This is a genomic window from Acinetobacter sp. Ag2, from assembly GCF_001005515.1.
GTDB classification, from domain to species: domain Bacteria; phylum Pseudomonadota; class Gammaproteobacteria; order Pseudomonadales; family Moraxellaceae; genus Acinetobacter; species Acinetobacter bereziniae.
This window is the reverse complement of the sequence record NZ_LBNA01000056.1, coordinates 153,207-177,269: the sequence shown is the minus strand read 5'-3', so window position 1 is coordinate 177,269 and position 24,063 is coordinate 153,207. Positions and strand designations below refer to the sequence as shown.

General features: G+C 36.5%; 23 protein-coding genes. 11 read left to right on the top strand and 12 right to left on the bottom strand.

The annotated features are described in order from the left end of the window. Positions 1-66: 66 nt before the first annotated feature. Positions 67-1,602, top strand: coding sequence for an acetyl-CoA C-acetyltransferase (locus AAV97_RS16780; RefSeq protein ID WP_004824275.1), 1,536 nt, complete (start codon positions 67-69; stop codon positions 1,600-1,602). A gap of 148 nt (positions 1,603-1,750) precedes the next feature. Here the strand turns inward: AAV97_RS16780 and AAV97_RS16775 are convergent, their stop codons facing one another. Next, the gene (locus tag AAV97_RS16775; RefSeq protein WP_009585449.1) at positions 1,751-2,869 is read right to left on the bottom strand and encodes an OmpW/AlkL family protein; all 1,119 of its coding nucleotides are present in this window, start codon (positions 2,867-2,869) and stop codon (positions 1,751-1,753) included. A gap of 672 nt (positions 2,870-3,541) precedes the next feature. On the opposite strand from AAV97_RS16775, the gene mdh reads away from it, so the two are divergent. From mdh to AAV97_RS16760, 3 genes are all read left to right on the top strand, one after another. Beyond that, positions 3,542-4,714 (top strand): iron-dependent methanol dehydrogenase, encoded by a 1,173-nt coding sequence (mdh, locus tag AAV97_RS16770; protein ID WP_046761159.1) that lies wholly within the window; start codon positions 3,542-3,544, stop codon positions 4,712-4,714. Between the two features lie 205 nt (positions 4,715-4,919). Further along, positions 4,920-5,762, top strand: a complete 843-nt coding sequence (locus AAV97_RS16765; RefSeq protein ID WP_046761158.1) for an SDR family NAD(P)-dependent oxidoreductase — start codon at positions 4,920-4,922, stop codon at positions 5,760-5,762. A 92-nt stretch (positions 5,763-5,854) separates the two neighbouring features. After that, positions 5,855-6,817 carry an alpha/beta hydrolase gene (locus AAV97_RS16760; RefSeq protein ID WP_046761157.1) on the top strand — a complete coding sequence of 321 codons (963 nt, stop codon included), beginning with the start codon at positions 5,855-5,857 and terminating at the stop codon, positions 6,815-6,817. A 52-nt stretch (positions 6,818-6,869) separates the two neighbouring features. On the opposite strand, the gene AAV97_RS16755 is transcribed toward AAV97_RS16760, so the two are convergent. After that, positions 6,870-8,051, bottom strand: a complete 1,182-nt coding sequence (locus AAV97_RS16755) for a transcriptional regulator (protein WP_046761156.1) — start codon at positions 8,049-8,051, stop codon at positions 6,870-6,872. A gap of 358 nt (positions 8,052-8,409) precedes the next feature. Between AAV97_RS16755 and AAV97_RS16750 the strand changes: the two genes are divergently transcribed. After that, complete coding sequence (locus tag AAV97_RS16750) at positions 8,410-9,921, top strand: aldehyde dehydrogenase family protein (RefSeq protein WP_046761155.1); 1,512 nt, start codon at positions 8,410-8,412, stop codon at positions 9,919-9,921. Between the two features lie 579 nt (positions 9,922-10,500). Here AAV97_RS16750 and AAV97_RS16745 read toward each other — a convergent pair. From AAV97_RS16745 to AAV97_RS16735, 3 genes are all read right to left on the bottom strand, one after another. Beyond that, on the bottom strand, positions 10,501-10,839 hold the full coding sequence (locus AAV97_RS16745; protein WP_046761154.1) for a hypothetical protein: 339 nt from the start codon (positions 10,837-10,839) through the stop codon (positions 10,501-10,503). A gap of 81 nt (positions 10,840-10,920) precedes the next feature. Then, complete coding sequence (locus tag AAV97_RS16740) at positions 10,921-11,343, bottom strand: hypothetical protein (RefSeq protein WP_046761153.1); 423 nt, start codon at positions 11,341-11,343, stop codon at positions 10,921-10,923. 56 nt (positions 11,344-11,399) lie between these two features. Further along, complete coding sequence (locus AAV97_RS16735) at positions 11,400-12,272, bottom strand: LysR family transcriptional regulator (RefSeq protein ID WP_046761152.1); 873 nt, start codon at positions 12,270-12,272, stop codon at positions 11,400-11,402. A gap of 137 nt (positions 12,273-12,409) precedes the next feature. Between AAV97_RS16735 and AAV97_RS16730 the strand changes: the two genes are divergently transcribed. Beyond that, positions 12,410-13,327 carry an AEC family transporter gene (locus tag AAV97_RS16730; RefSeq protein ID WP_046761151.1) on the top strand — a complete coding sequence of 306 codons (918 nt, stop codon included), beginning with the start codon at positions 12,410-12,412 and terminating at the stop codon, positions 13,325-13,327. A gap of 205 nt (positions 13,328-13,532) precedes the next feature. Here AAV97_RS16730 and AAV97_RS16725 read toward each other — a convergent pair whose 3' ends face one another. Both AAV97_RS16725 and AAV97_RS16720 read right to left on the bottom strand, forming a co-directional pair. After that, the gene (locus tag AAV97_RS16725; protein WP_046761150.1) at positions 13,533-14,126 is read right to left on the bottom strand and encodes a 2-hydroxychromene-2-carboxylate isomerase; all 594 of its coding nucleotides are present in this window, start codon (positions 14,124-14,126) and stop codon (positions 13,533-13,535) included. A 75-nt stretch (positions 14,127-14,201) separates the two neighbouring features. Further along, positions 14,202-14,948, bottom strand: a complete 747-nt coding sequence (locus tag AAV97_RS16720) for an SDR family oxidoreductase (RefSeq protein WP_046761149.1) — start codon at positions 14,946-14,948, stop codon at positions 14,202-14,204. An 89-nt stretch (positions 14,949-15,037) separates the two neighbouring features. On the opposite strand from AAV97_RS16720, the gene AAV97_RS16715 reads away from it, so the two are divergent. The 4 genes from AAV97_RS16715 to AAV97_RS16700 all read left to right on the top strand — a co-directional run bounded on the left by AAV97_RS16715 (position 15,038) and on the right by AAV97_RS16700 (position 17,516). Continuing rightward, positions 15,038-15,592, top strand: a complete 555-nt coding sequence (locus tag AAV97_RS16715) for a TetR/AcrR family transcriptional regulator (protein WP_046761148.1) — start codon at positions 15,038-15,040, stop codon at positions 15,590-15,592. Between the two features lie 79 nt (positions 15,593-15,671). After that, the gene (locus AAV97_RS16710; RefSeq protein WP_046761147.1) at positions 15,672-16,388 is read left to right on the top strand and encodes a glutamine amidotransferase; all 717 of its coding nucleotides are present in this window, start codon (positions 15,672-15,674) and stop codon (positions 16,386-16,388) included. 201 nt (positions 16,389-16,589) lie between these two features. Further along, positions 16,590-16,862: a DUF333 domain-containing protein gene (locus AAV97_RS16705; RefSeq protein ID WP_046761146.1), complete on the top strand. Its 273-nt coding sequence runs from the start codon at positions 16,590-16,592 to the stop codon at positions 16,860-16,862. Positions 16,863-17,336: 474 nt separating this feature from the next. Further along, positions 17,337-17,516 carry a hypothetical protein gene (locus AAV97_RS16700; protein ID WP_004824296.1) on the top strand — a complete coding sequence of 60 codons (180 nt, stop codon included), beginning with the start codon at positions 17,337-17,339 and terminating at the stop codon, positions 17,514-17,516. A 103-nt stretch (positions 17,517-17,619) separates the two neighbouring features. Here AAV97_RS16700 and AAV97_RS16695 read toward each other — a convergent pair whose 3' ends face one another. From AAV97_RS16695 to AAV97_RS16685, 3 genes are all read right to left on the bottom strand, one after another. Then, positions 17,620-18,300: a superoxide dismutase gene (locus AAV97_RS16695; RefSeq protein ID WP_046761145.1), complete on the bottom strand. Its 681-nt coding sequence runs from the start codon at positions 18,298-18,300 to the stop codon at positions 17,620-17,622. Positions 18,301-18,452: 152 nt separating this feature from the next. Continuing rightward, positions 18,453-18,884, bottom strand: a complete 432-nt coding sequence (locus tag AAV97_RS16690; RefSeq protein WP_042089706.1) for a hypothetical protein — start codon at positions 18,882-18,884, stop codon at positions 18,453-18,455. Between the two features lie 998 nt (positions 18,885-19,882). Then, a complete protein-coding gene (locus AAV97_RS16685; protein WP_004824302.1) occupies positions 19,883-20,467 on the bottom strand; it encodes a YceI family protein in 585 nt (194 codons plus the stop codon). Positions 20,468-20,776: 309 nt separating this feature from the next. Between AAV97_RS16685 and AAV97_RS16680 the strand changes: the two genes are divergently transcribed. Then, positions 20,777-21,187, top strand: a complete 411-nt coding sequence (locus tag AAV97_RS16680; protein ID WP_009584254.1) for an OsmC family protein — start codon at positions 20,777-20,779, stop codon at positions 21,185-21,187. A gap of 64 nt (positions 21,188-21,251) precedes the next feature. Here the strand turns inward: AAV97_RS16680 and AAV97_RS16675 are convergent, their stop codons facing one another. Further along, positions 21,252-21,467 (bottom strand): hypothetical protein, encoded by a 216-nt coding sequence (locus AAV97_RS16675; RefSeq protein WP_004824308.1) that lies wholly within the window; start codon positions 21,465-21,467, stop codon positions 21,252-21,254. Positions 21,468-21,651: 184 nt separating this feature from the next. Further along, the gene (gene tkt / locus AAV97_RS16670; protein ID WP_046761144.1) at positions 21,652-23,640 is read right to left on the bottom strand and encodes a transketolase; all 1,989 of its coding nucleotides are present in this window, start codon (positions 23,638-23,640) and stop codon (positions 21,652-21,654) included. Positions 23,641-24,063: the final 423 nt, after the last annotated feature.

Genomic DNA, 24,063 nt, shown 5'->3' with positions numbered 1-24,063 from the left:
TCGAGCAACCCTTGAATATGTTAATGTAAGCCCTAAGAATATTGCGAACATGCTTGGAAAAGCCTTATGAGCAAAACAACTCAAGACAATTCAAATGTTGAAAATTCTGCAACAGAATCTGTGTCAAATACATCAAAAGCTCGTACTCGTACGACCAAGACTGCAAACACAACTTCTGTAGCAGCAACTGCAGCGAGCACGACAAAAAAACCGGCTCGTGCTACAACTACAGCTTCACGTAGTAAAAGTGCTGCATCAACCACAAAAAAAGCAACCCCATCATCTACTAAAACTCAAACTTCTGGTCAACAGGACAAAACTATGAGTCAAAACACTGTACGTCGTGTCGCAATTATCGGTGGTAACCGTATTCCTTTTGCGCGTTCAAATGGTCCATATTTCCGTGCTTCAAACATGGATATGCTAACAGCCGCTTTAAACGGCTTGGTTGAACGTTTCAACTTACAGGGTCAACGCTTGGGTGAAGTTGTCGCAGGTGCTGTTTTAAAACATAGCCGTGATTTTAACATGACACGCGAATGCGTTCTCAATACACAGCTTGCTCCTGAAACACCAGCTTACGACATTCAACAAGCGTGTGGTACTGGCTTACAAGCTGCTTTTTTGGTTGCCAATAAGATTGCATTAGGTCAAATTGAAGTCGGCGTTGCTGGTGGTGTTGATACAACATCTGACGCTCCAATCGCATTTGGTGATGGTCTGCGTAAAGCATTGCTTGAACTCAACATTGCAAAAACAGGTAAAGATCGTCTTAAAGCATTGGCAAAAATCAATGTTAAAGATTTGATGGACGCGCCAAAAAATGGTGAACCTCGTACAGGTCTATCTATGGGTGACCACCAAGCAATTACTGCTTTAGAGTGGGGTATTCCTCGTGAAGCTCAGGATGAACTCGCAGCATCATCACATCAAAAAATGGCGAAAGCCTATGAAGAAGGTTTCTTTGACGATCTAATCACACCATTCATGGGATTAGACAAAGACAATAACTTACGCCCAGACTCTTCAGTGGAAAAATTAGCTAAACTCAAGCCTGTATTTGGTAAAGGTGACACTGCAACAATGACTGCAGGTAACTCTACCCCACTAACAGATGGTGCTTCTGTAGTACTTTTAGCTTCTGAAGAATGGGCAAAAGCCAATGGTCATGAAGTTCTTGCATATTTAACCTTCAGCGAAACTGCTGCCGTTGATTTTGTTGGTAAAAAAGAAGGTTTATTGATGGCACCTGCTTATGCCGTTCCACGTATGTTGGATCGCGCTGGCATTAAACTTCAAGACTTCGATTACTATGAAATTCATGAAGCTTTTGCATCTCAAGTACTTTCAACATTAAAAGCATGGGAAGATCCAAAATTCTGTAAAGAACGTTTAGGTTTAGATGCACCATTGGGTTCAATCGACCGTAGCAAACTTAATGTTAAAGGTTCTTCTTTAGCTGCTGGGCATCCATTTGCAGCAACAGGCGGTCGTATTCTAGCGACTGCTGCAAAACTGATTAATCAAAAAGGCTCAGGTCGTGTATTGATTTCAATCTGTGCTGCAGGTGGTCAAGGCGTAACAGCTATTGTAGAAAAATAAATTCTATTCATCTTAAAACATAATCAAATCTGAAAAAGCATCCGGAATGGATGCTTTTTTGATGTTCATTTTTATAAGTTATAAAAAATGGTTAGCCGAAGCCAACCATTTAAAACCATCACTATTCTTAGGGAAAATAGTGTTGATTTTAAAAACGATACCCTATCCCTAAATAAGTGATTAAGGGGTCAATATCTACTTTGGTTTTTGAATGAATTAAACGATTGCCAGTATTGGCATCAATCACATCTATTTTGGCTTGATTATTTAATTTAGCATAAGACACAGAAGCGATCCCAAACCAATTACTGTCAATGTCATAGGTCGCACCCAAACTCACGATCGGAGCAATTGCATCAGTTGTTTTGACCCGAACATAAGGATTGGCGCTGGACGGTTTCCCATCTAAGGCAGCGCCTGCCTTTCCATCCATAACATTCTGAATCATATGCCCAGCTGCAATCAAATCATTGTTAATCTGATGATTTAATTTAATATCTGTAAAACGTGAATACATCAGTCCCACACCAATATATGGACGAAGTTTGTTTACCCCTGTTTGTCCAAATTGATATTGTGCTTCAACTGCAGGTGTCCAAGCACGAACTGACGCAGCTTTAGATTTATTGCCTAAATTGGTTATTGGTATTGCCTGATTTAAATCAATACCATCGGGGAATAAGATGCCAACCAGCTCACTGGGTGAAGTTGCTAAACCCGTCATTGGTGCAAAGATTTCCCCTTTTCCTTTGATATCAACTTTTGGCGGAATCCCTCCAATCAATTGTAATGAAACATTATCATTAATATAATAATTCAATGTTAACCCCAAGGTATCGACATCATCAGCCTCCAATCCTGTACCTGCTGACTGCCAATGCTCTAGACCATGAATATTTGCACTTCCAGCAACCTCTGGCAAAATATTCCCCTTACCATCGGTTAACAACGTCTTCATAAAGTCATCATTAAGAAACTCAGTTAAAACCTCTTTCTGATTGAATGGAACTCCGCCTAAGTCTTTTCCCATCGCATTCGGATCAACTGAGTTTAAAAAACTGGTTGTTGAAATACTGCCGACCGTTGCATTAGTACCATTTTTGACACGGGTATCAATATTAAATGGATTGGCTTTGCCTTGAGGCATGACATGTAACCAACCTGCTGATACTGAAAAACGTTTGTATTCCTGTGCAGAGCTCAAACTGGCAATAGCGAATAATGAACTTGCAATAACTATTCTTTTTAAAGCAGATGTTTTTTTCATTTTTTATCCTTAAATTTGAGATTACCCAACCTTGGTAGTCCGCCTAAAAAACATACATAAAAAACAATATTTATGGTTTAAATTCTGATCAACAACATTCACAATAATTGATAAAAGATATTTTTATATTGTTTATTTTTTAAAAATAAATTTTAATATTAAATATATAACAATATATTAATTTTACCATTTAGCATAAATTAACAATTATATGATATTTATAAAGTCTATTTTCCATAAAAAAGATTAAAATAAAAATATTAAATATCTCACATAAAATTTCACTTTATATTAATTCAACACATTATCAAAAAGTGAGAATTTAATGATTTTTTATTGATTCCTTTCTATCTTGTAAAAATATAAGATAAATATTCATTTATTTGACATTTCACCCTCTGTCAAAACAAAAAATGCCAAATAAAATTGTTTTTTGATCATTTTGACTTGTTTTAATTCAAACTCGCTAATTTTGGTCTGTAAGATTATAAAGAAAAACTTTATATCTTTTTTTAAACCATATAAATCATCATTTTATTTAGAAAAAAGATAGTTGGGTGTTTGGTAGGTTTTTAGTAGGTATGCAATCTGGTCTGCAATATTGATACTCAATCTCAAGGTGAACAACACCTATTGGAAACATGAAATAACAATGGTAGAAGGAATCGCACCATGGCTTTTAAAAATATTGCAGACCAAACAAACGGTTTTTATATCCCTTGTGTATCACTTTTTGGACCTGGCTGTGCCAAAGAAGTCGGTACAAAAGCTCAAAATTTAGGGGCGAAGAAAGCGCTCATCGTTACTGATGCAGGTTTATTCAAATTTGGCGTTGCTGACATTATTGTTGGATATCTCAAGGAAGCAGGTGTAGAAAGTCACGTATTCCCAGGCGCAGAACCAAATCCTACAGATATTAACGTTCACAATGGTGTGAATGAGTATAATGAAAACGATTGTGACTTTATCGTTTCACTGGGTGGTGGTTCATCTCACGATTGTGCAAAAGGGATTGGTCTAGTTACAGCTGGTGGTGGTCATATCCGTGATTATGAAGGGATTGATCAAAGTAAAGTACCGATGACTCCGCTTGTTGCAATTAATACAACAGCAGGGACAGCTTCTGAAATGACTCGTTTCTGTATTATTACCAACACAGATACCCATGTTAAAATGGCAATTGTCGACTGGCGTTGTACCCCACTTGTTGCAATTGATGACCCTAAACTGATGATTGCAAAACCTGCCGCTTTAACAGCTGCAACTGGTATGGATGCACTGACCCACGCTGTAGAAGCTTATGTATCTACCGCTGCAAACCCAATTACAGATGCCTGTGCAGAAAAAGCAATTTCAATGATCAGTGAATGGTTACGTCCAGCGGTGGCGAATGGTGAAAATATCGAAGCACGTGATGCAATGGCATATGCACAATATTTAGCGGGTATGGCTTTCAACAATGCCTCACTCGGTTATGTACATGCAATGGCGCATCAACTTGGCGGTTTTTATAATCTTCCGCACGGCGTATGTAATGCAATTTTATTGCCACACGTATGTGAATTTAACTTAATCGCCTGCCCTGATCGTTATGCAAAAATTGCACAGTTAATGGGTGTGAACACAGACGGATTAACCACCACTGAAGCAGCTTTTGCTGCAATTGATGCAATCCGTGAATTATCAGCATCCATTGGTATTCCATCTGGTTTAGCAGAACTGGGGGTTAAAGCTGAAGATCATGCTGTGATGACAGCAAATGCTCAAAAAGATGCCTGTATGTTAACAAATCCACGTAAAGCAACTGATGCGCAAGTGATTGCGATCTTCGAATCTGCAATGTAATTCATTTGTATTTCACTTTACTACTTTAGCTAACAGCTTTTTTTGTTAGCCCATGTTGTGTTCTGGAATATTGTTTCGACAATATTCCTTTTTTTATGTCCTTTTTTAATTTTAACCTAAATGTGACAATACTGATTGTCATAAACATTGAAAAGATCAACAACCCTGTCTATGATGCTTAAAACATAAGCGGATTATTTCAGCAATGACAACAACAATCAAAACCATCATCATCACTGGTGCAAATACAGGGATTGGGCTCGCAACTGCAGAAACATTTGTCAAAGAAGGTCATCACGTTATTCTTGCCTGCCGTAATCCTGAAAAAGCTCAAGCAGCTCAACAATACTTACAATCTTTTGGCACAGGTCAAGTCGATCATATTACCCTTGATCTGAATAGTCTGGAGCAAATCAATGCGACAGCAAATGAAATTATTTCTAAATATCCTAAAATAGATGTATTGGTGAATAATGCAGGTATGATGACACCGAAACTCGAAGCAACAGAAGATGGTTTTGAAAAGCAGATTGGTGTGAATTTTCTCGGTCCATTCTTATGGACACTTAAACTGCTTCCGCTTGTTCAAAAGTCAGAACAAGGGCGCATTATCAATTTAGCATCTATGATGCACGTATTAGGCAATATCAAACCAGAAATTTTTAAAGCGGATCAAATTAAAAAATATAATGGTGTATTGAGTTATGCAAACAGTAAACTTGCTAATTTATTATTCAGCAATATTCTTGCCCAACAACTACAAGGAACCAATGTCACCAGCAATGCACTACATCCAGGTGGAGTTGATTCAGAAATTTATCGCGAACTGCCAAAATGGCAATATGCCATCATCAAGCTTGGACTCATTCCCCCCTCAAAGCCTGCTGAATTAATCAAAAAAATTGCATTTGATCCATCATGGTCAAAACGTAATGGTGAATATGCGAGTTTGCAAACGCCTGCTTTTCGTTCAACAAAAGCGAAAAATATGCAACTTGCTCAAAAACTATATGATGTCTCTTATCATCTTGTAAAAGACTATCTGTAATTTTGGGGTTTTATAAAAGTCTGTTGACATTTCATCTAAGCATCTATGAAGTGTTAACAGGCTCTAATTAAATAAATATACAGGAATTCACCATGACCACTCAAATTCCACAATACCAAGCAGATATTCTTGGTGCAGGTTATGAACAACTGACTTTAAATTTTCCTGATGATTATGATGGTAAAGTCACCGCAACTTTAGTTCGCAAGCAAGCAGCTCAATCTACACAGAAAGCCGTACTGTATATTCATGGGTTTATTGACTATTTCTTTCAAACTGAGATGGCAGAGCAATTTAACCAGCATGGTTATGACTTTTATGCGCTTGATTTAAGAAAATATGGACGTTCTCATCTCCCTCATCAAAAATATTACTATGTGTTAAATCTGCGCGAGTATGATGCAGAAATAGCTCAAGCATTAGAAATAATTGGGCAAGAAGGTCATACAGAGATTGTTTTGGCAGGACATTCGACAGGTGGCTTGATTGCAACCTTATATGCTGCCCACAACCCACAACACCCACTCCTTCATGCTTTATGGTGTAACAGCCCATTTTATGACTTCAATATGCCCTCTTGGAAAAAGAAACTGGCACTTCCAAGACTCAGTGCATTGGGTAAACGTTTACCCAATTTAAAATTCCCAAGTGAATTAAATAAATGGTATGTCACCAGTTTGCATCAAGATTTGCAAGGCGAATGGAACTTTAGTTTAGAGTGGAAAAAGAAAACTTATCCGAAAGTGTATTTAAGCTTTGTCCATGCAATTTTTGAAGCGCAAAAAGAAATTCATCATGGTGTACGCCTCAATATACCGAGTTTAATTATGCATTCACATAAAACCACATATCCTAAAAAATTTAATCAGGATGCACAGTCTACAGATGTCATTTTAGAAGTGAAAGACATCATCAAATATGCCAACAAAATCCAAGGTGATGTTAATGTGATGACCATACAGAATGGTTTACATGATTTAGTTTTATCTGCACCGCCAGTCAGAGCTGAAGTCTACCAGCAACTGTTTGCATGGCTTACGCAAAAACAGAGTTAAGCTGAATGAGTTCATCACCTTTTTGTTTCATGATGCACTCAGAACTTGCCAATCAATGCTCATCTTTATATTTCATGAGCATCTGATGGGCTGGATGCCCGACTGGTGTTAACTCAATCAAGCGCTCCACCGCATCTATTGCCTCGGGGAAGTGCGCCAGATGCTTCAGTAATACATCTGTTTCATTGGCCTTAAAGATGGTCTCACTCAATCGTGATTCCAAACAATCTCGCCAAGCAGATAAAAACGGACTTTCTGTTTTAGCTAAAAAAACGCCTTTGCATAATTTTAATGCAGATTCGATATATCCTGCATCCAATGCATTTTCAGCTTGTAAAAAGTCAGCTTCAACATGAGCCAACAAACGATAAGGTCGTGACCCTAACATGCCCCCTAAAATATCTCTCAATTGAGACATTTCTGCTTTTAATGTACCCACACTGACTTTACGCTCGCCATACAAAGCTTGATGTAAATTTTCCAAATTCATACCTTGAGGGCATAGCGCAAGTATAGTCAAAATCTCGATTTGACGTGGCGTCAAGACCACAATTTTACCATTGAATAAAACTTGCGGAACAGCGAAGGCACGAATGAATAAATGTTGTTGTTGAAATTCAAGTAATGCAGATTGGATAATTGAAGCACAACGTTCAGCAGCCAATAAACCCAAACTGTTGTGATAGTTCCATGTAGTCGAAAGGTCGATGACACCCAAAACTTGTTTGGAGTATGGATCTATAATCGGTGATGCATAACATACCCAATCATGTACAGAAGACATAAAGTGTTCGTTAGAAAACACGCAACTCGATTGCTGGGTTTTCAATGAAAGTGCCAAAGCATTGGTTCCAACCAAATCCTCTCGCCATTGTCCCCCCGCAATAAAATGCACGCGTTCTGCTGCATTACGCATTTGACCACTAGCAGCCGACCAAATGATGGTACTACCTATATCCCCCACAGCAGCGACCATTGCAGATTGTTCCGCAATATGTGTCAACTCATCACTGCAATGTTCAATCGCTCTTTCTAATACAGTTTTACGTTCTTGCTTGACACTCATTAAAGGTGCAGCTTCACGATCTTTAGGAATTGCAGCTGAATTAGAGCGCTGCCATGAACTTAAAATACTCTGTCCGAGTTGATCAGCGTGTTTTAAAGACAAACTACTGCTTTGACGTAACTGTTCGATTAAACTTCGTTTATGTGCTAACTCTTGTTGGCTTAACATACGCTACATTCCTCTGTAATTTGTCCAAAAATATCCGATTCCCTTCTGTTATTTTTATCCAACGGAACTGCTTATAAATCACTCTAGCACACTATCATCTTTACATTCACCTTGGTCAACACAACTAATACCAAAGCGTTAGAATAAAATCTTTTTTATCAATATTTAGCTGCTTTTCAACAAACAAGAAAACACTTTCAAAAATTAAATCATAGCGCAAATTTCTTTAGATTTTCATCCAACCTTTCTCCTACCTTTGACTCTCTATGCTCAAGCTATCATGTAAACAATCACTGTTCATACATGCAATATCCAGCAAATCATGAATGATCATGAAAATAAGTAAAGGGATACTCTTATGCGTTATGTCGATCCAAACCAACCTGGTTCAAAGGTTCAGTTTAAAGCTCAATATGAAAACTTCATTGATGGCAAATGGGTAGCACCCGTCAAAGGTCAATACTTTGACAATATCTCACCCGTAGATGGTAAAGCTTTTACTAAAATTCCACGCTCTTCCGCTGAGGACATCGAACTTGCCTTAGATGCAGCACATAAAGCGAAAGCCTCTTGGAACAAAGCATCTCCAACGACACGTTCTAATTTACTGTTAAAAATCGCAGATCGTTTAGAAGAAAATTTAGAGTTATTGGCAGTTGCTGAAACATGGGAAAACGGTAAACCAATTCGTGAAACACTTGCCGCGGATATTCCTTTGGCGATTGACCACTTCCGTTATTTTGCAGGTTGTTTACGTGCTCAAGAAGGTGGCATATCTGAGATTGATGAAGATACGATTGCCTATCATTTCCACGAGCCTTTGGGTGTAGTGGGTCAGATTATCCCATGGAATTTCCCAATTCTCATGGCTGCATGGAAGCTTGCACCTGCACTTGCAGCAGGTAACTGTATTGTTTTAAAACCTGCTGAACAAACACCATCGAGTATTTTGGTACTTGCTGAACTGATTCAAGATATTTTACCGCCAGGTGTACTCAATATTGTCAATGGTTACGGTGTTGAAGTAGGTCGTCCACTGGCTACCAATCCACGTATTGCTAAAATTGCATTTACAGGTTCAACTGCTGTTGGACAAATGATTATGCAATATGCAACCGAAAATATTATTCCTGTTACGCTTGAACTCGGCGGTAAGTCTCCAAACATCTTCTTTGAAGATGTGATGGATAAAGACGATGACTATTTAGACAAGGCACTTGAAGGTTTTGCAATGTTTGCATTGAACCAAGGTGAAGTGTGTACTTGTCCATCTCGCGCATTGGTTCAAGAAAGTATCGCTGATAAATTCTTGGAATTGGCAGTCGAACGTGTAAAACGTATCAAGACAGGTCATCCTTTAGATACAGACACCATGATTGGTGCACAAGCTTCTGAAGAACAACAAAATAAAATTTTGGGTTGTATTGCAACAGGTCGTGCTGAAGGTGCACAACTGCTTACAGGTGGTGGAGATCGCCAAGAAGTTGGACAAGGTTTCTATATTGAGCCAACGATTTTTAAAGGCGACAACAGCATGAAAATTTTCCAAGAAGAAATTTTTGGACCTGTATTGTCGGTTACAACCTTTAAAGATTATGATGATGCAATCAAAATTGCCAACGATACCATGTATGGCTTAGGTGCAGGTGTATGGTCACGTTCAGCGCATACATCTTACCGTGCAGGTCGTGCAATTGAAGCGGGTCGTGTATGGACCAACTGCTACCATATCTATCCTGCCCATGCTGCATTTGGTGGTTATAAAAAATCAGGTATTGGTCGTGAAAATCACAAGATGATGTTAGATCATTATCAACAAACCAAAAATTTATTGGTGAGCTACTCAACCAAAGCAATGGGTTTCTTCTAAGTTCTTAGCTTGGTTTTGATTCATAGAAAAGCGAACTACGGTTCGCTTTTTTAATTACATGATTTAAATATTTATACAGGTTTAATCATCATTTTAGCTTAAACAGTTATTATTTTATTTAACCTGAGTTCAATGTAATTAAATCTCTAACTCATTGAAAAAATAATAAATCTCCATGGAGTCTTGCTGCGTTTTCATCCAATTTTAGGATAAGGAGCGGAGCTCCGCAAGCGCAACCATCAATAGCGTTTCATTTCTCTTGATCAATAAAATGAAAGCGATCAATAGATTGTTTGATGATCTAAAGCTTACACTGCCATGCTTTACTTCTAAAGTTTAAATTGTTTTGCGTAGACGATGCCTCACTTTTCAGAGATGAAAAGTGACAAAAATCTTTCGTTGAGCGAGGGGTACATCCTCATACCCCCGCTAAACATGGCGACATCCATGTCGCCTCACGATAGCAAAACCATCTATGATTCAAAAGTACAAAATAAATGAATCATCCAAATCACTTGTATGAATAATCAGGCGGTTTGGCTGTATCATCTTTCATCAAAAATTTTTATCGAACTCAGCTTATTGAGCTATAGGATTTAACCAAACATCTTCATAACCATGTTTATCAATAATCACCTGAAAACCTGGTTCAAGCGCCAAATAAGGTAAAATTTCAGGTAAGTATTGATGCAAATGAGATACATGCATCGCTTGATAAAAATCAGACGCTGAAGAATATTCACCACAATGAATAAACCAAGATACATTTTCCTCTTTTTCAAGAACCATACGTACTGCATAAATTGGTTGTTGACCTAAACTTTGCATTGCAAAAGCCACCATCTCCATATCATCAAGCTGGATATATTTTGAATTATATTTTTCACAAATTTGTTTTTGTAAATCTTCTAAACGCATAGATCAAAATCCTTAAACCCTTATTGGCACCCACTTTTTTGCTTATAAAACAGTGACGCTACGATAATGCTATTCATTGCTTTATCTATATTTACGCCACAATAATTTTATACTTTCAAAGCTATAGCCTAACGTTGCTCTTAAATTCAACATCAATAACATGGTGAAAAAAACGACCAGAAACATGACTATTCGCTGTGCATAAAAACTCTGTTCTCCAAGCATTTTATATTTATTCAATGCCATATATAAAATAAAAAGTAATCCATAAAAAAATAATTGAAAGTATATTTTATAGCTAAACTTTTTTTCCACGGTATCAACCAATGCCAAAGACATAAAAAATGCAGAAAAAGCAGTAAAAAAAAGAAAGCCAAGTACCCATAAAACCTCAAAACCTTTGATAAAACCAATTGCCCATAAACAAAGATTGGCAATAATCAGACAAAATATAAATGCTTTTTTTGGTTGTTCTAATAATTTATAGAATAATTGAGCCATCATCTTTCTACCTATTTTTTGCAAAAACATCCAAAGAGATTTTTAGTTTCAAAAACCTGTTAAACCGTCTGAGCAATATCAATAAACGCTTGCGCAATTGGACTGATTTGCTTTTTATTTTTTACAGCCAAACCTATAGATCGCTTAACATTTGGAGACAACGGCATCTTTTGTACATTTGGAAAAAGAGTCATCAAATCCTTATTTAGCGCCATATCTGCAACAATTGATACACCAGCATTATTATTCACCATATTAATAATGGTTAAAATTTGAGAAAAATAGCTTTTAATCTTTGGACTTAAATTTGCTTTTCTAAACATCTCAGTCACATGATTCTGACTCCCCGCAGAGGTCATTAAAAAAGGATATTCAACCAGTTCATTTAATCTCACTGCACTGTGTTGAACCAATGGATTTGACTTGGGAATGAGTGCAATAAAAATATCTTCTATCACTGGAAAAGTATCAAAACGTTCTTCAGGCAATACCACAAAACCCACATCAATTGTACGATCATGAATCCATTGTGAAATATCTTTGTCAGTTCCCTCTTTGATAAACACTTCAATATTTGGAAACTGCAAACTAAATTTCTCTAATATTAAGGGAATGAGTACATTAGAAGAAGATGCACCGAATGATCCAATTCTCAATGTTCCTGAATGAAAACCATGTATGTCAGAGATTTCTTGTTTTAAAAGATTAGATGTATTTAGAATTTCTTTGGCATGAACTAAAAGCCTAATCCCTACTTCAGTCAGCTCAACTTCATTATGATTGCGATAAAAAAGTGTTACAGCCCACTCTTGCTCCAAACCTTTAATTGCATGTGATATTGCAGACTGAGTGATTTGCAAGCGTTGTGCTGCCACTGTAAAGCTTTTTTGTTCAGCCAGCATGGCAAAGATGCTGAGTTGGGTAAATGTCATGGCTACTCTATCCATGAGTAAAAACTCATTTTACCATGAATCGACATAAGTCATATTCTTTATCTAAAGTTACATAAGTCGCGCCTAAACTGATATCTAAATCACTTGTTCGGCTAATTTTGTATAGAGCATTCAGCATGTTGCAAATGATTCAAATTCTGTTTCCATCCATTGCATTAATTGGTTTAGGTTTTTATCTATTCCAATCTGGCACACTTGATGAAAAATTCTGGAATGGTGCAGAAAAGCTCAACTACTATATTTTATTTCCAGCCTTGTTATTTAGCTCTCTTGCCAATGCAGATATGAATATGGGACATCTGCACAGTATTTTAGCTATGATTTTTTTAATAATGGCGCTGATCGTCGTCGCTGTCTATTTATTTGCAAAATTGAATCATACACCTGTGGCACAAATTGGAGTGTATATACAGAGCTTGATTCGTTTTAATACCTATTTGGGTTTATCCATTGCGACAAGTTTAGATAATCCTGAAATCAAAAGCATTTTGGTCAATATTCTTGCGATTGCCATACCTGCGGTCAATGTCATTTCTATCCTTTCTTTAAGTTCTAAAAATCAATTAAATATCAAAGCGATTTTTTTCTCCCTGATCAAAAATCCACTGATTAGCTCATGTATTCTTGGTATTGTATTTAACTTACTGCATATCCCGATTTGGTCAGGGTTTGCGAATTTACTCAGCGCTTTTTCCAGCAGTAGTCTCATGCTAGGACTGTTATGTGTTGGAACAGCAATACAATTTACAACGCTCAAATATTATCTGAAAAAATCGTTCATCATTAGCCTAATCAGATTACTTGTTATTCCACTACTGGCATTTATCATGATGCAATTATTTGCATTTAATGCTTCAGCAGTCATTGCCATTATGATCTTCTTCTCGATTCCAACGGCATCATCTGCTTATATTTTAACAAAATTATTAAATGGTGATCATCAACTAATGGCTGCAACCATCAGTATGCAAACGGTATTGTCTGTATTTAGTTTGGCGTTAATTTTGAGTTTATTGCAGTATTTTTATCATTAGCAGTTGAACAACAGGTTCTGAGTTTGATCTACTCAATATGAAAAAAGAACTTCTAACTTGTACAAAATATTTTAAAGCCTACTCAATTACCAATAAAAAGTACTGTGGTTAATTACAGCACTTTTAGCAAAAAACGAAACGATTTAATTTCTTCATTGCAGTTATTAATTGATGAAATATTAAATATTTAGCCCAAATGATAAGCTTATTGTTGATTCAATTCCATTTCAACAAAATGGAGATGATCGACACCCCAAAACATTTCTTTCCCTACAAACCATGTAGGTGCACCAAACACACCGCGTTCGATTGCCTCTTCAGTGATTTGCTTCAGTTGCATTTTAACTTGATCATCAGATAGCCACATTTGCACCTGTTCAGCACTAAAGCCAAGAGATTCAATCAAATTCATTAATACATCAATATCATTTAAATTTTGTGGATGCCCAAACATGGCATCAAATAAAGCATTCAGTACTGTCAAAAAACATTCAGGGCGATAAAGCTGGACCGCAGTAATTATGCGCATCAAATTCAGCGTATTGATTGGAAAATATGGGTTCATTTGTATTGAAATATCCCAGAGATTTGACCACCGTTGCATATCAACCATCGAATAACGGGCTTTCGCAGGCACAGTCATTGGGCTACTATTTCCTGTCGCTTTAAATACACCACCGAGTAATATCGGCTTCCATACAATCTGTGCTTGATGTAGCTTTGCAATTTTTTGAATCTGATAAAAACCAAGATAGCTGTATGGGCTTCCTAGATCAAAGTAAAATTCAATCTGTTTCATGTTCTATCATCCTTTAGCCTACTCGGCTTATTATTTTAAAAAATCCCTTAATCAAACTTTCTTCTAGAAAGTGACTTACCACTTCTCAATCCAAGGTCTTAAATCCAATTCATGTGTCCATGAATCTCGTGGTTGCTGAGCAATATGCCAATAATTCTCAGCGATGTGTTCAGGATTTAAAATACCATCTTGATCTTTCTTTTCATAAATGTGTGGAAAAGAATTTTTGATAAAATCGGTATCAATTGCACCGTCAACAACAACATGTGCCACATGAATATTTTGTGGACCAAGTTCACGAGCCATACTTTGTGCAAGCGCTCGAAGTGCATGCTTTGCCCCAGCAAATGCAGAAAAATATGCAGCGCCACGCAAACCTGCTGTTGCGCCAGTAAATATAATGGTTCCCTGTTGTCGTGTAACCATACGCTTTGCAACTTCACGTCCAGTTAAAAAAGCAGCAAAACATGCCATTTCCCAAATTTTAAAATATTTACGTGCTGTTTCTTCAAGAATACTACAAGGTACATTTGCACCAATATTAAAAACCAACACCTCGATTTGTCCTATATTATTTTCAATATCCTCAATCAATTGAACAACCTGTTCTTCTTTTCGTGCATCTGAAGCAAAACCATAGGCTCGCCCACCTGCTCCCTCGATCTCATCGATCAGCGGTTGTAACTTTTCCGCATTACGACGGGTCATACAACTGATATAACCGCCCCGAGCAAAGCGCTTGGCAATCGCACCTCCTGTTGCATCTCCAGCACCAATGACTAGCGCGACTCTATTACTTTGTCCTTGACTATGACCTTGCATAATATCATCCTTTTACATAACGATCGTTATTATAACGATTACTATGTTATAGTTTTAAAACAAGGTCAAGAAAAGATTGATGTAAAACTATGCGATACCAATCCGGCTATAAAGCAGAAAAAAGAAAGCAACTTCTTGAAATTAGTGGACAACTCGCTAAAAAGAATGGCTTTGCCGTAACTGGTATTGATGGATTCATGAAAGCTGCAGGCGTAACAAGCGGCGCGTTCTATTCACATTTCTCATCCAAACAGGATTTATTTAAAGCACTTGTTGAAAATGAACTGAAAGACAGTATCGAAAAATGGGAAAATAACCCTTATGACCAAGCAGAACAATGGCTAGAGTTCGAATTGAATCGATATCTCACAGTTTCACATGTTGAACACGCTGATCGTGGCTGTGTCTTACCTGCCTTAGCCACTGAAATTTCCCGTTCAGATCTAGAAATTAAACAACTTTATCAAAAAGAATTACAGCGCGGACATGCGCTATTTTCGAAACATTTAGGCAGTGAAGAAAAAGCTTGGAGCGTTTTATGTCAATTGGTGGGTGCGATTCTAATGGCGCGCAGTATCGCTGATGAAAGCATTAAATTGATCATTTTAGAGTCGAGTAAAAAAGCGATACAGGCAATGTTATAAATTACAGCATAAACCACGTGTTCAACGAAGTATAAACTGGTATAAATAGCGATAACCTTATTCTATCCACTGTCAAATTATGGCTACCTCTAATACAACGCTTCCCAAAACGATCTATGCCATCCAACATTTAGCGTTTGAAGATCTGGGAACACTCGAAGATACTTTTTATGAACTCGGCTATCGTGTTCGCTACTTTGAAGCGGGTGTAGATAATTTAAAACCTGCACTTGAGTTTGAAGGACTGACCATTATTTTAGGTGGACCGATTGGGGTTTATGAGACCGAAGACTACCCATTTCTAAATGATGAAATTAAATATCTTGAGCAGCGTATCGCTAAAAATCTCCCAACTATAGGGATTTGTTTAGGCGCTCAGTTAATTGCGCATGCCTTGGGCGCAAAAGTTTATCCAGGACATCAAAAAGAAATTGGTTGGAGTAAATTAAGACTCAGTTTGGTAAAAAATAATCCTTTATTGCCTCTAGCCAATCACGAAGTTTTACACTGGCATGGGGATAGTTTTGACTTACCTGTGACTGCTGAATTACTCGCAAGCTCATCGATTTATACCAATCAAGCTTTCAGAGTAGGACAAAATATTCTCGCCTTACAATTTCATCTAGAAGTTGCAGCAGAGTATATGGAAAAGTGGTTGATTGGTCACACAAGTGAACTTCGTCAAGCGGGTTTAAATATTCCGCAATTGCGAGCAGATAATGAAAAATATGCCCCACAATTAGAATTACAAGCACCACTTGTTATTGAACATTATCTCAAAACCTTTGATCAATAGTTTTGCTTTGAAGGTTTGGCAAATATTAATATCAACAATATTTGCCTCAAATGAATGATTATGATCGATCAATATCAAAATCGTTGATCTTCTATTAGCGCATAGAATGTCTAATTTATGCATAATAGATAACATATTAAATACATTGGGTTGAGGTGATCGTTTTATAATTTATACTTCATAACTTATATCCATCTTGCAATGAAAAAAATACTGATTGGAGCATCTTTGCTCACAACCTTGCTAGTTTCAGCTTGTTCAACACCTGAAGTGAAGACACCAGAACCACAATCGCTTGGTATGGCAAATCCTGCCAGTGTTTATTGTAATAAAGTTGGCGGCACATCTATCGTGAAGAAAGATTCTCGTGGCAATGAAGTTGGATATTGTCGTTTAGCAGATGGCAAAGTCGTCGAGGAATGGGAGTTATTTAGAAGTGCTCAGCAAGAAGATTCAAAAGCGCAGCCAGAATAAACTTTAAATAAATGCCTAATGTTTTATTGCCATTACAATATCTTATTGTAATGGCTTTATTTTTTCATATTCCTATAAAATTTCAGTTTTGATGAGCTCAACGAGCAAATCAAATTTTTGAAAGAATTCAAAAATATAATTTTCAACGGAATTTTGCTTTTATACTTCTTCAATATAACAAAAGTGCTAGAAAATATATAATTTTTAACGATTGTAGAATGTAAAAAACTCTTACGCAAAAACATAAGCTTAAATAAAAGAACTATTCACTGCTCAAATAAACTTACAAATTTTGCGTTGTTTTTAGTTGAGATACCACTTAAATCCATTGAAATAGTAGATTTAATGAGTTTATTCATATGCACTTAACATCTTTCGTTTAGATTTCATTAAATTTAAGATTAATGTAAAATATTGTTATTGATTATCATTATCAATTAAACCTTATTCTACTTATCCAAAGAGGAATGCCTCATGAGCAGTATTGTACTCAAAGTTATTTTAATCATATCTTTTATTATTGCCTTGCTTGGTATCTTAGCTGGACTTTACTTGTCTGATCTCATCATATTATCTGTTGGGATTCTAGCGATTGTAGCAACGCTATTAGCATTTCTTGAATTGAGGAAAAATCGCTACAACCCTTTTCATTAAAGGTTTAATAGATATATTCAATAAAAATAATTTTATTTCTCGTCTTCCCTCCTTTTTTTTGTCAAGGTTAAAAAAACCACTTGAAAGTGGTTTTAATTGTGGATCATTTGCTTGCCTGCGCATAACGATCACTGACTTTTTTCCAATTCACAACTGTCCAAAATGCTTTAGTATAATCTGCTCTACGATTTTGATATTTTAAATAATAAGCATGTTCCCATACATCCAATCCCAATAACGGTGTCCCTTTTACTTCTGCAACATCCATCAAAGGATTATCTTGGTTGGGTGTAGAACTCACTGCCAATTTGCCATTCGGTTGCACGATCAACCAAGCCCACCCTGAACCAAATCGACCGGTTGCAGCCTCATTAAATTTTGTCTGAAAATTTTCAAATGAACCGAAATCTTTTTTAATTTGTTTTAATAATTTCGTTGAAGGTTTTCCTGAAGATGCTGTTGGAGATAAGCTTTCCCAAAAAAATGCATGATTAAAATGTCCACCACCATTGTTACGCACTGCTGTATTGTATTTTGAAATTTGTGCTTGAACCGCTTCTATACTGAGCTGATCTAGATCAGGATAATTCTTAATTTGCGCATTTAAATTATCAACATAGGCTTTGTGATGTTTACCATAATGAATTTCCATTGTCGTTGCATCTATTGCAGGTTCCAATGCGTTAACACTATATGGTAAAGGTGCTTGCTTAAAGTCGGCATTTGCTGAGAAACTGAATCCCATAGTCATTGCAAGCACTGCAATTTTTAACTCCATGTTCATTGGATTAAAGCCTTAAATGATAATTAAAATCATTTACAAAATATAATCCTTTCCGATACATGTCAAATCGAAAAGCCATTTCTCGATCAAAACAAATTTTAATGATTCATGGTATGACCAAAGTTAAATTAAAACTCTCTTTCACCTATGCTTTATAATTGATTCCATAGTGACATTACGCCATACAAATGAGCGATTCCCATTACAAAACAAATGCCTGATGAAATAAGCCAAAACTTCATCGAATTTTCAGGAAAATAGGGTTTCAATAAGGAAAACCCCAAAGCACGGATGATTAATACAATTGAAACTGCCATTAATATCCATTTCGTGAATGGGAGTAGAGCCACTACCCCAGCACCAGAAAGTGCAAAAATAGACCATGAAAAAAGAATGAACGCAATCAAAATGGTCACCAAAATTGGTTGAATTTTACCCGCTTCAAATTCACCTGCTAGACGTTCACCTGCCCCTAAAAATCGAAAGGCTGAACCACCGATAGCAAGACAAGCCAAATGTGCGATTGCAGCTGCAGCATCAAATAATGCAGCAATGATTAGAATGCTATTTGCTGTAGTGAACATTGAGAATCTTCCTTATTACTTTTAATTGATTTAAAAAATGATGAATAAAAACAAAGCTAAAAATCAAACATTACACTTTTTATTTAAAATTAGATATTGCCATAACAAACTAATCCATAAATTCATCTAAATCTAAAAAAAGAAAAACAGTACATTTAAAATTTGTTTTCATTTGATGCCAAGCACCAACAACAATGCGCATAATCGATAAGAATCTTCAGCTTATCCCAAGCTTTAACCAAGCAAGCTTTAGCTTTTTCCCTGTATGAATAAGCCTTTTAAAGATTAAAATAAATCATAAGCTTTATAAAGCTACAGTATATTTCTTAAACAGGCGAAGTATCAAAATGCAAGCGAATTATCATAAGTATTTCTTTGATTCGGTAGCAATTCAGCTAAAAGTTCTTTGCACAAAAACGATCGCCTAAGAGATTGATTAACGACAGCTGATGATATAAAAGTTGCATCGAAAAAAAACCAACTTGCTAAAGTTGGTATGCGCAATCTCTTATTTTAGTGATGAGATATTATAAATATGCAAGTCCATTGCGCCATGCCATATTAGCCTAATTCGTGTATAAAGAATAATTATAAAAATTCAGCCAAAAATGAAAATAATTCATTCGGTTATTTAAACCGTTATTGATTATCCACTGATTTGATCGATAATAAGCTTGCTTAGAGCGTTCCTGAAATAGGATGCTTTAGAATAAAAATTTTTTTTATGCTCTATAACTACAGCTCATTCATATGAATAGAATGATCAAAACTACATTATTGGAATAGTTTCAAATCTTGTACTTATAATTGACCTTAAAAAGTGATGTATAAATTGTTGAGCCCAAACCTTCAAAAACGACAGGAACAGTGCTGATTTTTAATAGGGTATTTTGGCTAATATTAAATATTGTTTTATTGAAAATAATCAGACCACTTAATCGACAAATCAAAAAAAAAGGCTTACATTGATTTTTGTCAATGTAAGCCAGTTTTGATAATTACTTGCTTGCTGGAACAGAAGCTTCAGTCGTAATGTTCACAGTGATTTTATCACCCACATTTGGCACATATGCACCTACACCAAATGCTGAACGATTAAACGAAGTTGTTGCATTAAAACCAATAGACTGTGCTTTGGTCATTGGATGCACACCTTGTTTATTTAAAACAGCATCTAAAACAACAGGTTTAGTCACATCTTTCACAGTAAGATTACCTGTGATTTTGTATTTATTTTTACCTAAAGCTTGTACTTTGGTACTTTTAAAAGTGATGTTTGGATATTTTTCAGCATCAAAAAAATCAGGAGTTTTTAAATGTTCATCCAAAGCTTTTACATTGGTATTTAAACTTGCCAATGGAATGGTCACGTTGACAGATGAGTCAGCAGGTTTTGCATTATCAACAGAAATTGTGCCTTGAATGTCGCTAAAATTTGCTGATGGAGTTGAAAAACCAAAGTGATTCCAAGTAAAAACTGTCGCTGTGTGCGTTGGATCAATTTTATAATCAACTGGTTTTGCAACACTAAAAGTTGCAACTGAAGCTACCGCCAAACCTAATGTTAATGCTTTAAAGTTCATATTGTTAATCTCGCTATCGAATGACTATTATTCTATACGCTTCCAACACAAATTCACTGTTATTGATAATACGATATGTTGCATATATGCAACGATTCAAATTGCTATCTTATGATGCATAACTTTGAACCTTATCTACCCATACAATGCTTTGTTTTATATACATTTAATGAAAAATTGGCATTTCAAATGATCAAAAATCCACACTTCGTTTGAGTACATGGAATCAAGAATGAAATAAATTTCACTAGATCATCAAGTGAAAATTTTATATTTATAGAACATGTCTTTTATGTGATGAATAATTTTATGGTAAACATTGCTCAAGCTCAAAGTACGCAAATCCCTTATCAGGTCACATTAACCAACCCTCAAGGACATATCTGGTATGCCGATGAGCCAAACGACAAGGGAGGACAAGATACTGCACCAAATCCTATTCAAATTCTTTTATCTGCTTTAGGTGCATGTACAGTCATCACATTGGAAATGTATGCCAAGCATAAAGGATTGAAAATTGAACATGTGCAACTTGATTTAGCATTAAATCCAGAAGATGAACCAGAAGCTGGGCAAAACATTATTACGCGAACAATTCAACTGAAAGGCGATTTCACTGAAGAACAACACAAACGCCTACTCAAAGTTGCAGAAAGTTGCCCTGTTCATAAACTATTAACCTCAAATATTCAGATTCAGACTGAGCTAGATCTGAGCTAGTACAATTTAGATTTATTTATATTCATCTATATCAATCAAAAGCCCCTTTCGGGGCTTTTTAGTCTTAAAGCTTTTCAACCAAGACACGATCAACCTGTTTTAAGCCAGAGTGCTTTTCATGGTTTTTGCGTCGAATCTTGATGATTTTGTCTTCTTGAAAGTCCTGTAATAGCAACTCTACTGCAACCATGGATTCAAGTGGTAAATCCTGCCCAATCCACTTTTGCTCACCCGCATCCATCAAAGTGATTTCATCACTAATCTGTTCATAAAGGCTCATATTTTCCTCACTTATGGTATATGTATCACCATATTTCATGAATACAGAATGAATGGCACAACTATATACCTTTTGCTAAAAACTGCTACTAAAATTTGCTGAATTTACCGACAACATTAAAAAACTATCTACAAAATAAAAACGCCCACTTTGGGGCGTTCATATCGCTTTAAAAAGCTGAATATTAAGCAGTTAACTCATTTACAGCAGCAACCACAGCTTCTGTAGTGATCCCAAAGAATTGGAACAAGTCTTTTGCAGGAGCAGACTCACCATAAGTTGTCATACCAATAACTTTGCCATCTAAACCGACAAACTTCCACCAGTAATCCACATGACCTGCTTCAACAGCAACACGCGCGCGGATGTTTGATGGCAATACTGCTTCACGGTACGCAGCATCTTGTTTAACAAACTCTTCTGCACATGGCATAGATACCACACGTACACCTTCAAGTTGTACATGTGCTTCCATCGCCAATGAAACTTCTGAACCTGTTGCAATAATGATTGCTTTTAATTCACCTTTTTCTTCAGCCAATACATAACCACCTTTTGCAACATTCTCAATTTGTGTTTGAGTACGTGTTTGGAATGGTAAATTTTGACGAGAGAAGATTAATGCTGTTGGACCTTCTTTACGTGTTAATGCAGATTTCCAAGAAATCGAAGCTTCAACCGTATCACATGGGCGCCATGTATTTAAATTTGGAGTACCACGTAGAGAAGCAATTTGCTCTACTGGTTGGTGTGTAGGACCATCTTCACCTAAACCAATTGAGTCATGTGTATAGACATGAATCACACGTTGCTTCATCAAAGCAGACATACGTACTGCATTTCGTGCATATTCCATAAACATCAGGAATGTTGCAACATAAGGAATGAAACCGCCATGTAAGGCAACACCATTGGCAATCGCAGTCATACCGAACTCACGTACACCATAATGTACATAGTTACCTGCAGGATCAGACTCAACACCTTTGGCACCTTTCCACAAGGTTAAGTTTGAACCTGCCAAATCCGCAGAACCACCTAAAATTTCAGGAAGTAAAGGTGCAAACGCTTGAATAGCATTTTGACTCGCTTTACGCGTTGCAATTGTTTCACCTTTGGCATTGACTTCAGCAATATATGCATCTGCTTGAGCCAAGAAATCTGCTGGTAAATCACCTTCTACGCGGCGTTTAAATTCAGCTGCTTCAGTTGGATATTTTGCAGCATAGGCAGCAAAAGTTTCGTTCCAAGTTGCTTCAGTCGCTGAACCTTTCGCTTTCGCATCCCAAGCCGTATAAATATCAGAAGGAATAACAAATGCTTCTTCTTTCCAACCTAATGCTTCACGGGTTAATGTGATTTCATCATTACCTAATGGCGCACCGTGACAATCTTCTTTACCTTGCTTGTTCGGTGAACCTAAACCAATAATGGTTTTACAGATAATCAACGTTGGTTTTTCAATTTCTTCACGTGCTTCAACTGTTGCAGCGCGAATAGCATCAGCATCATGACCATCTACACGAAGAACTTGCCAACCATAAGCTTTAAAACGCTCTTCAGTGTCATCTGAGAACCAGCCTTCTACTTCACCATCAATAGAAATACCATTGTCATCATAGTAAGCAATCAGTTTTCCAAGCCCTAAAGTTCCAGCAAGTGAACATGCTTCATGAGAGATACCTTCCATTAAGCAACCATCACCCAAGAAACAGTAAGTAAAATGATCTACAACTTTAATGTCATCTTTATTGAATTGCGCAGCTAAAGTTTTTTCAGCCAGAGCAAAACCAACCGCATTGGCTATACCCTGACCCAATGGACCAGTCGTCGTCTCAATACCTGGTGCATAACCTAATTCTGGATGACCTGGAGTTTTAGAATGTAATTGACGGAACTGTTTAATATCTTCAATAGAAAGATCGTAACCGGTTAAATGTAACAGCGCATATTGCAACATTGAACCATGACCATTTGACAATACAAAGCGGTCGCGGTTTGCCCATTGCGGATTTGTTGGATTATGATTTAAAAATTCGCGCCATACGACATCAGCGATATCTGCCATCCCCATTGGTGCACCTGGATGTCCAGAATTGGCTTTTTGCACAGCATCCATAGCCAATACACGAATTGCGTTAGCTATACGACGTTCATTCAACGGGGTTGTCATAGATCAGAGTCCAATAAATAAAAAATATAGGAAGATGAATAGATATTCAAAAACTGTGATGTATTGTCTTAAAAAAAACGATCAGGGTAAAGACTTAAGTCTATATTTATCCCTTTTGGTTGCAAATTAATTAAAAAATAAACGAAATACAGCAGAAACGACATTAAAACTGATCGATAACCGTTATGATTTTTCATCAATCGTTATATAAACTCAAAGCACTATAGTAAATTTTTAAACTGAGTTTTCATCACAATTACAATGAAAAATGAAGAGAGCTAAGCAAAGTTTAATTTAATCGCAAAACCAATAAATAGCTCAATTAAAACAAGTTGTTGTTTTTTAAAAATCGGCAATATGTGCCCAAATCAGGCACCTTTATCAATTTTCCTAATGAACATATCAATTAAAAACACATAAAAA

Bases quoted from the DNA above. Each gene is read 5' to 3' on its own strand.
- AAV97_RS16780 (WP_004824275.1), top strand. From the start codon at position 67: ATGAGCAAAACAACTCAAGACAATTCAAATGTTGAAAATTCTGCAACA.
- AAV97_RS16775 (WP_009585449.1), bottom strand. From the start codon at position 2,869: ATGAAAAAAACATCTGCTTTAAAAAGAATAGTTATTGCAAGTTCATTA.
- mdh (WP_046761159.1), top strand. From the start codon at position 3,542: ATGGCTTTTAAAAATATTGCAGACCAAACAAACGGTTTTTATATCCCT.
- AAV97_RS16765 (WP_046761158.1), top strand. From the start codon at position 4,920: ATGACAACAACAATCAAAACCATCATCATCACTGGTGCAAATACAGGG.
- AAV97_RS16760 (WP_046761157.1), top strand. From the start codon at position 5,855: ATGACCACTCAAATTCCACAATACCAAGCAGATATTCTTGGTGCAGGT.
- AAV97_RS16755 (WP_046761156.1), bottom strand. From the start codon at position 8,051: ATGTTAAGCCAACAAGAGTTAGCACATAAACGAAGTTTAATCGAACAG.
- AAV97_RS16750 (WP_046761155.1), top strand. From the start codon at position 8,410: ATGCGTTATGTCGATCCAAACCAACCTGGTTCAAAGGTTCAGTTTAAA.
- AAV97_RS16745 (WP_046761154.1), bottom strand. From the start codon at position 10,839: ATGCGTTTAGAAGATTTACAAAAACAAATTTGTGAAAAATATAATTCA.
- AAV97_RS16740 (WP_046761153.1), bottom strand. From the start codon at position 11,343: ATGATGGCTCAATTATTCTATAAATTATTAGAACAACCAAAAAAAGCA.
- AAV97_RS16735 (WP_046761152.1), bottom strand. From the start codon at position 12,272: ATGACATTTACCCAACTCAGCATCTTTGCCATGCTGGCTGAACAAAAA.
- AAV97_RS16730 (WP_046761151.1), top strand. From the start codon at position 12,410: ATGTTGCAAATGATTCAAATTCTGTTTCCATCCATTGCATTAATTGGT.
- AAV97_RS16725 (WP_046761150.1), bottom strand. From the start codon at position 14,126: ATGAAACAGATTGAATTTTACTTTGATCTAGGAAGCCCATACAGCTAT.
- AAV97_RS16720 (WP_046761149.1), bottom strand. From the start codon at position 14,948: ATGCAAGGTCATAGTCAAGGACAAAGTAATAGAGTCGCGCTAGTCATT.
- AAV97_RS16715 (WP_046761148.1), top strand. From the start codon at position 15,038: ATGCGATACCAATCCGGCTATAAAGCAGAAAAAAGAAAGCAACTTCTT.
- AAV97_RS16710 (WP_046761147.1), top strand. From the start codon at position 15,672: ATGGCTACCTCTAATACAACGCTTCCCAAAACGATCTATGCCATCCAA.
- AAV97_RS16705 (WP_046761146.1), top strand. From the start codon at position 16,590: ATGAAAAAAATACTGATTGGAGCATCTTTGCTCACAACCTTGCTAGTT.
- AAV97_RS16700 (WP_004824296.1), top strand. From the start codon at position 17,337: ATGAGCAGTATTGTACTCAAAGTTATTTTAATCATATCTTTTATTATT.
- AAV97_RS16695 (WP_046761145.1), bottom strand. From the start codon at position 18,300: ATGAACATGGAGTTAAAAATTGCAGTGCTTGCAATGACTATGGGATTC.
- AAV97_RS16690 (WP_042089706.1), bottom strand. From the start codon at position 18,884: ATGTTCACTACAGCAAATAGCATTCTAATCATTGCTGCATTATTTGAT.
- AAV97_RS16685 (WP_004824302.1), bottom strand. From the start codon at position 20,467: ATGAACTTTAAAGCATTAACATTAGGTTTGGCGGTAGCTTCAGTTGCA.
- AAV97_RS16680 (WP_009584254.1), top strand. From the start codon at position 20,777: ATGGTAAACATTGCTCAAGCTCAAAGTACGCAAATCCCTTATCAGGTC.
- AAV97_RS16675 (WP_004824308.1), bottom strand. From the start codon at position 21,467: ATGAGCCTTTATGAACAGATTAGTGATGAAATCACTTTGATGGATGCG.
- tkt (WP_046761144.1), bottom strand. From the start codon at position 23,640: ATGACAACCCCGTTGAATGAACGTCGTATAGCTAACGCAATTCGTGTA.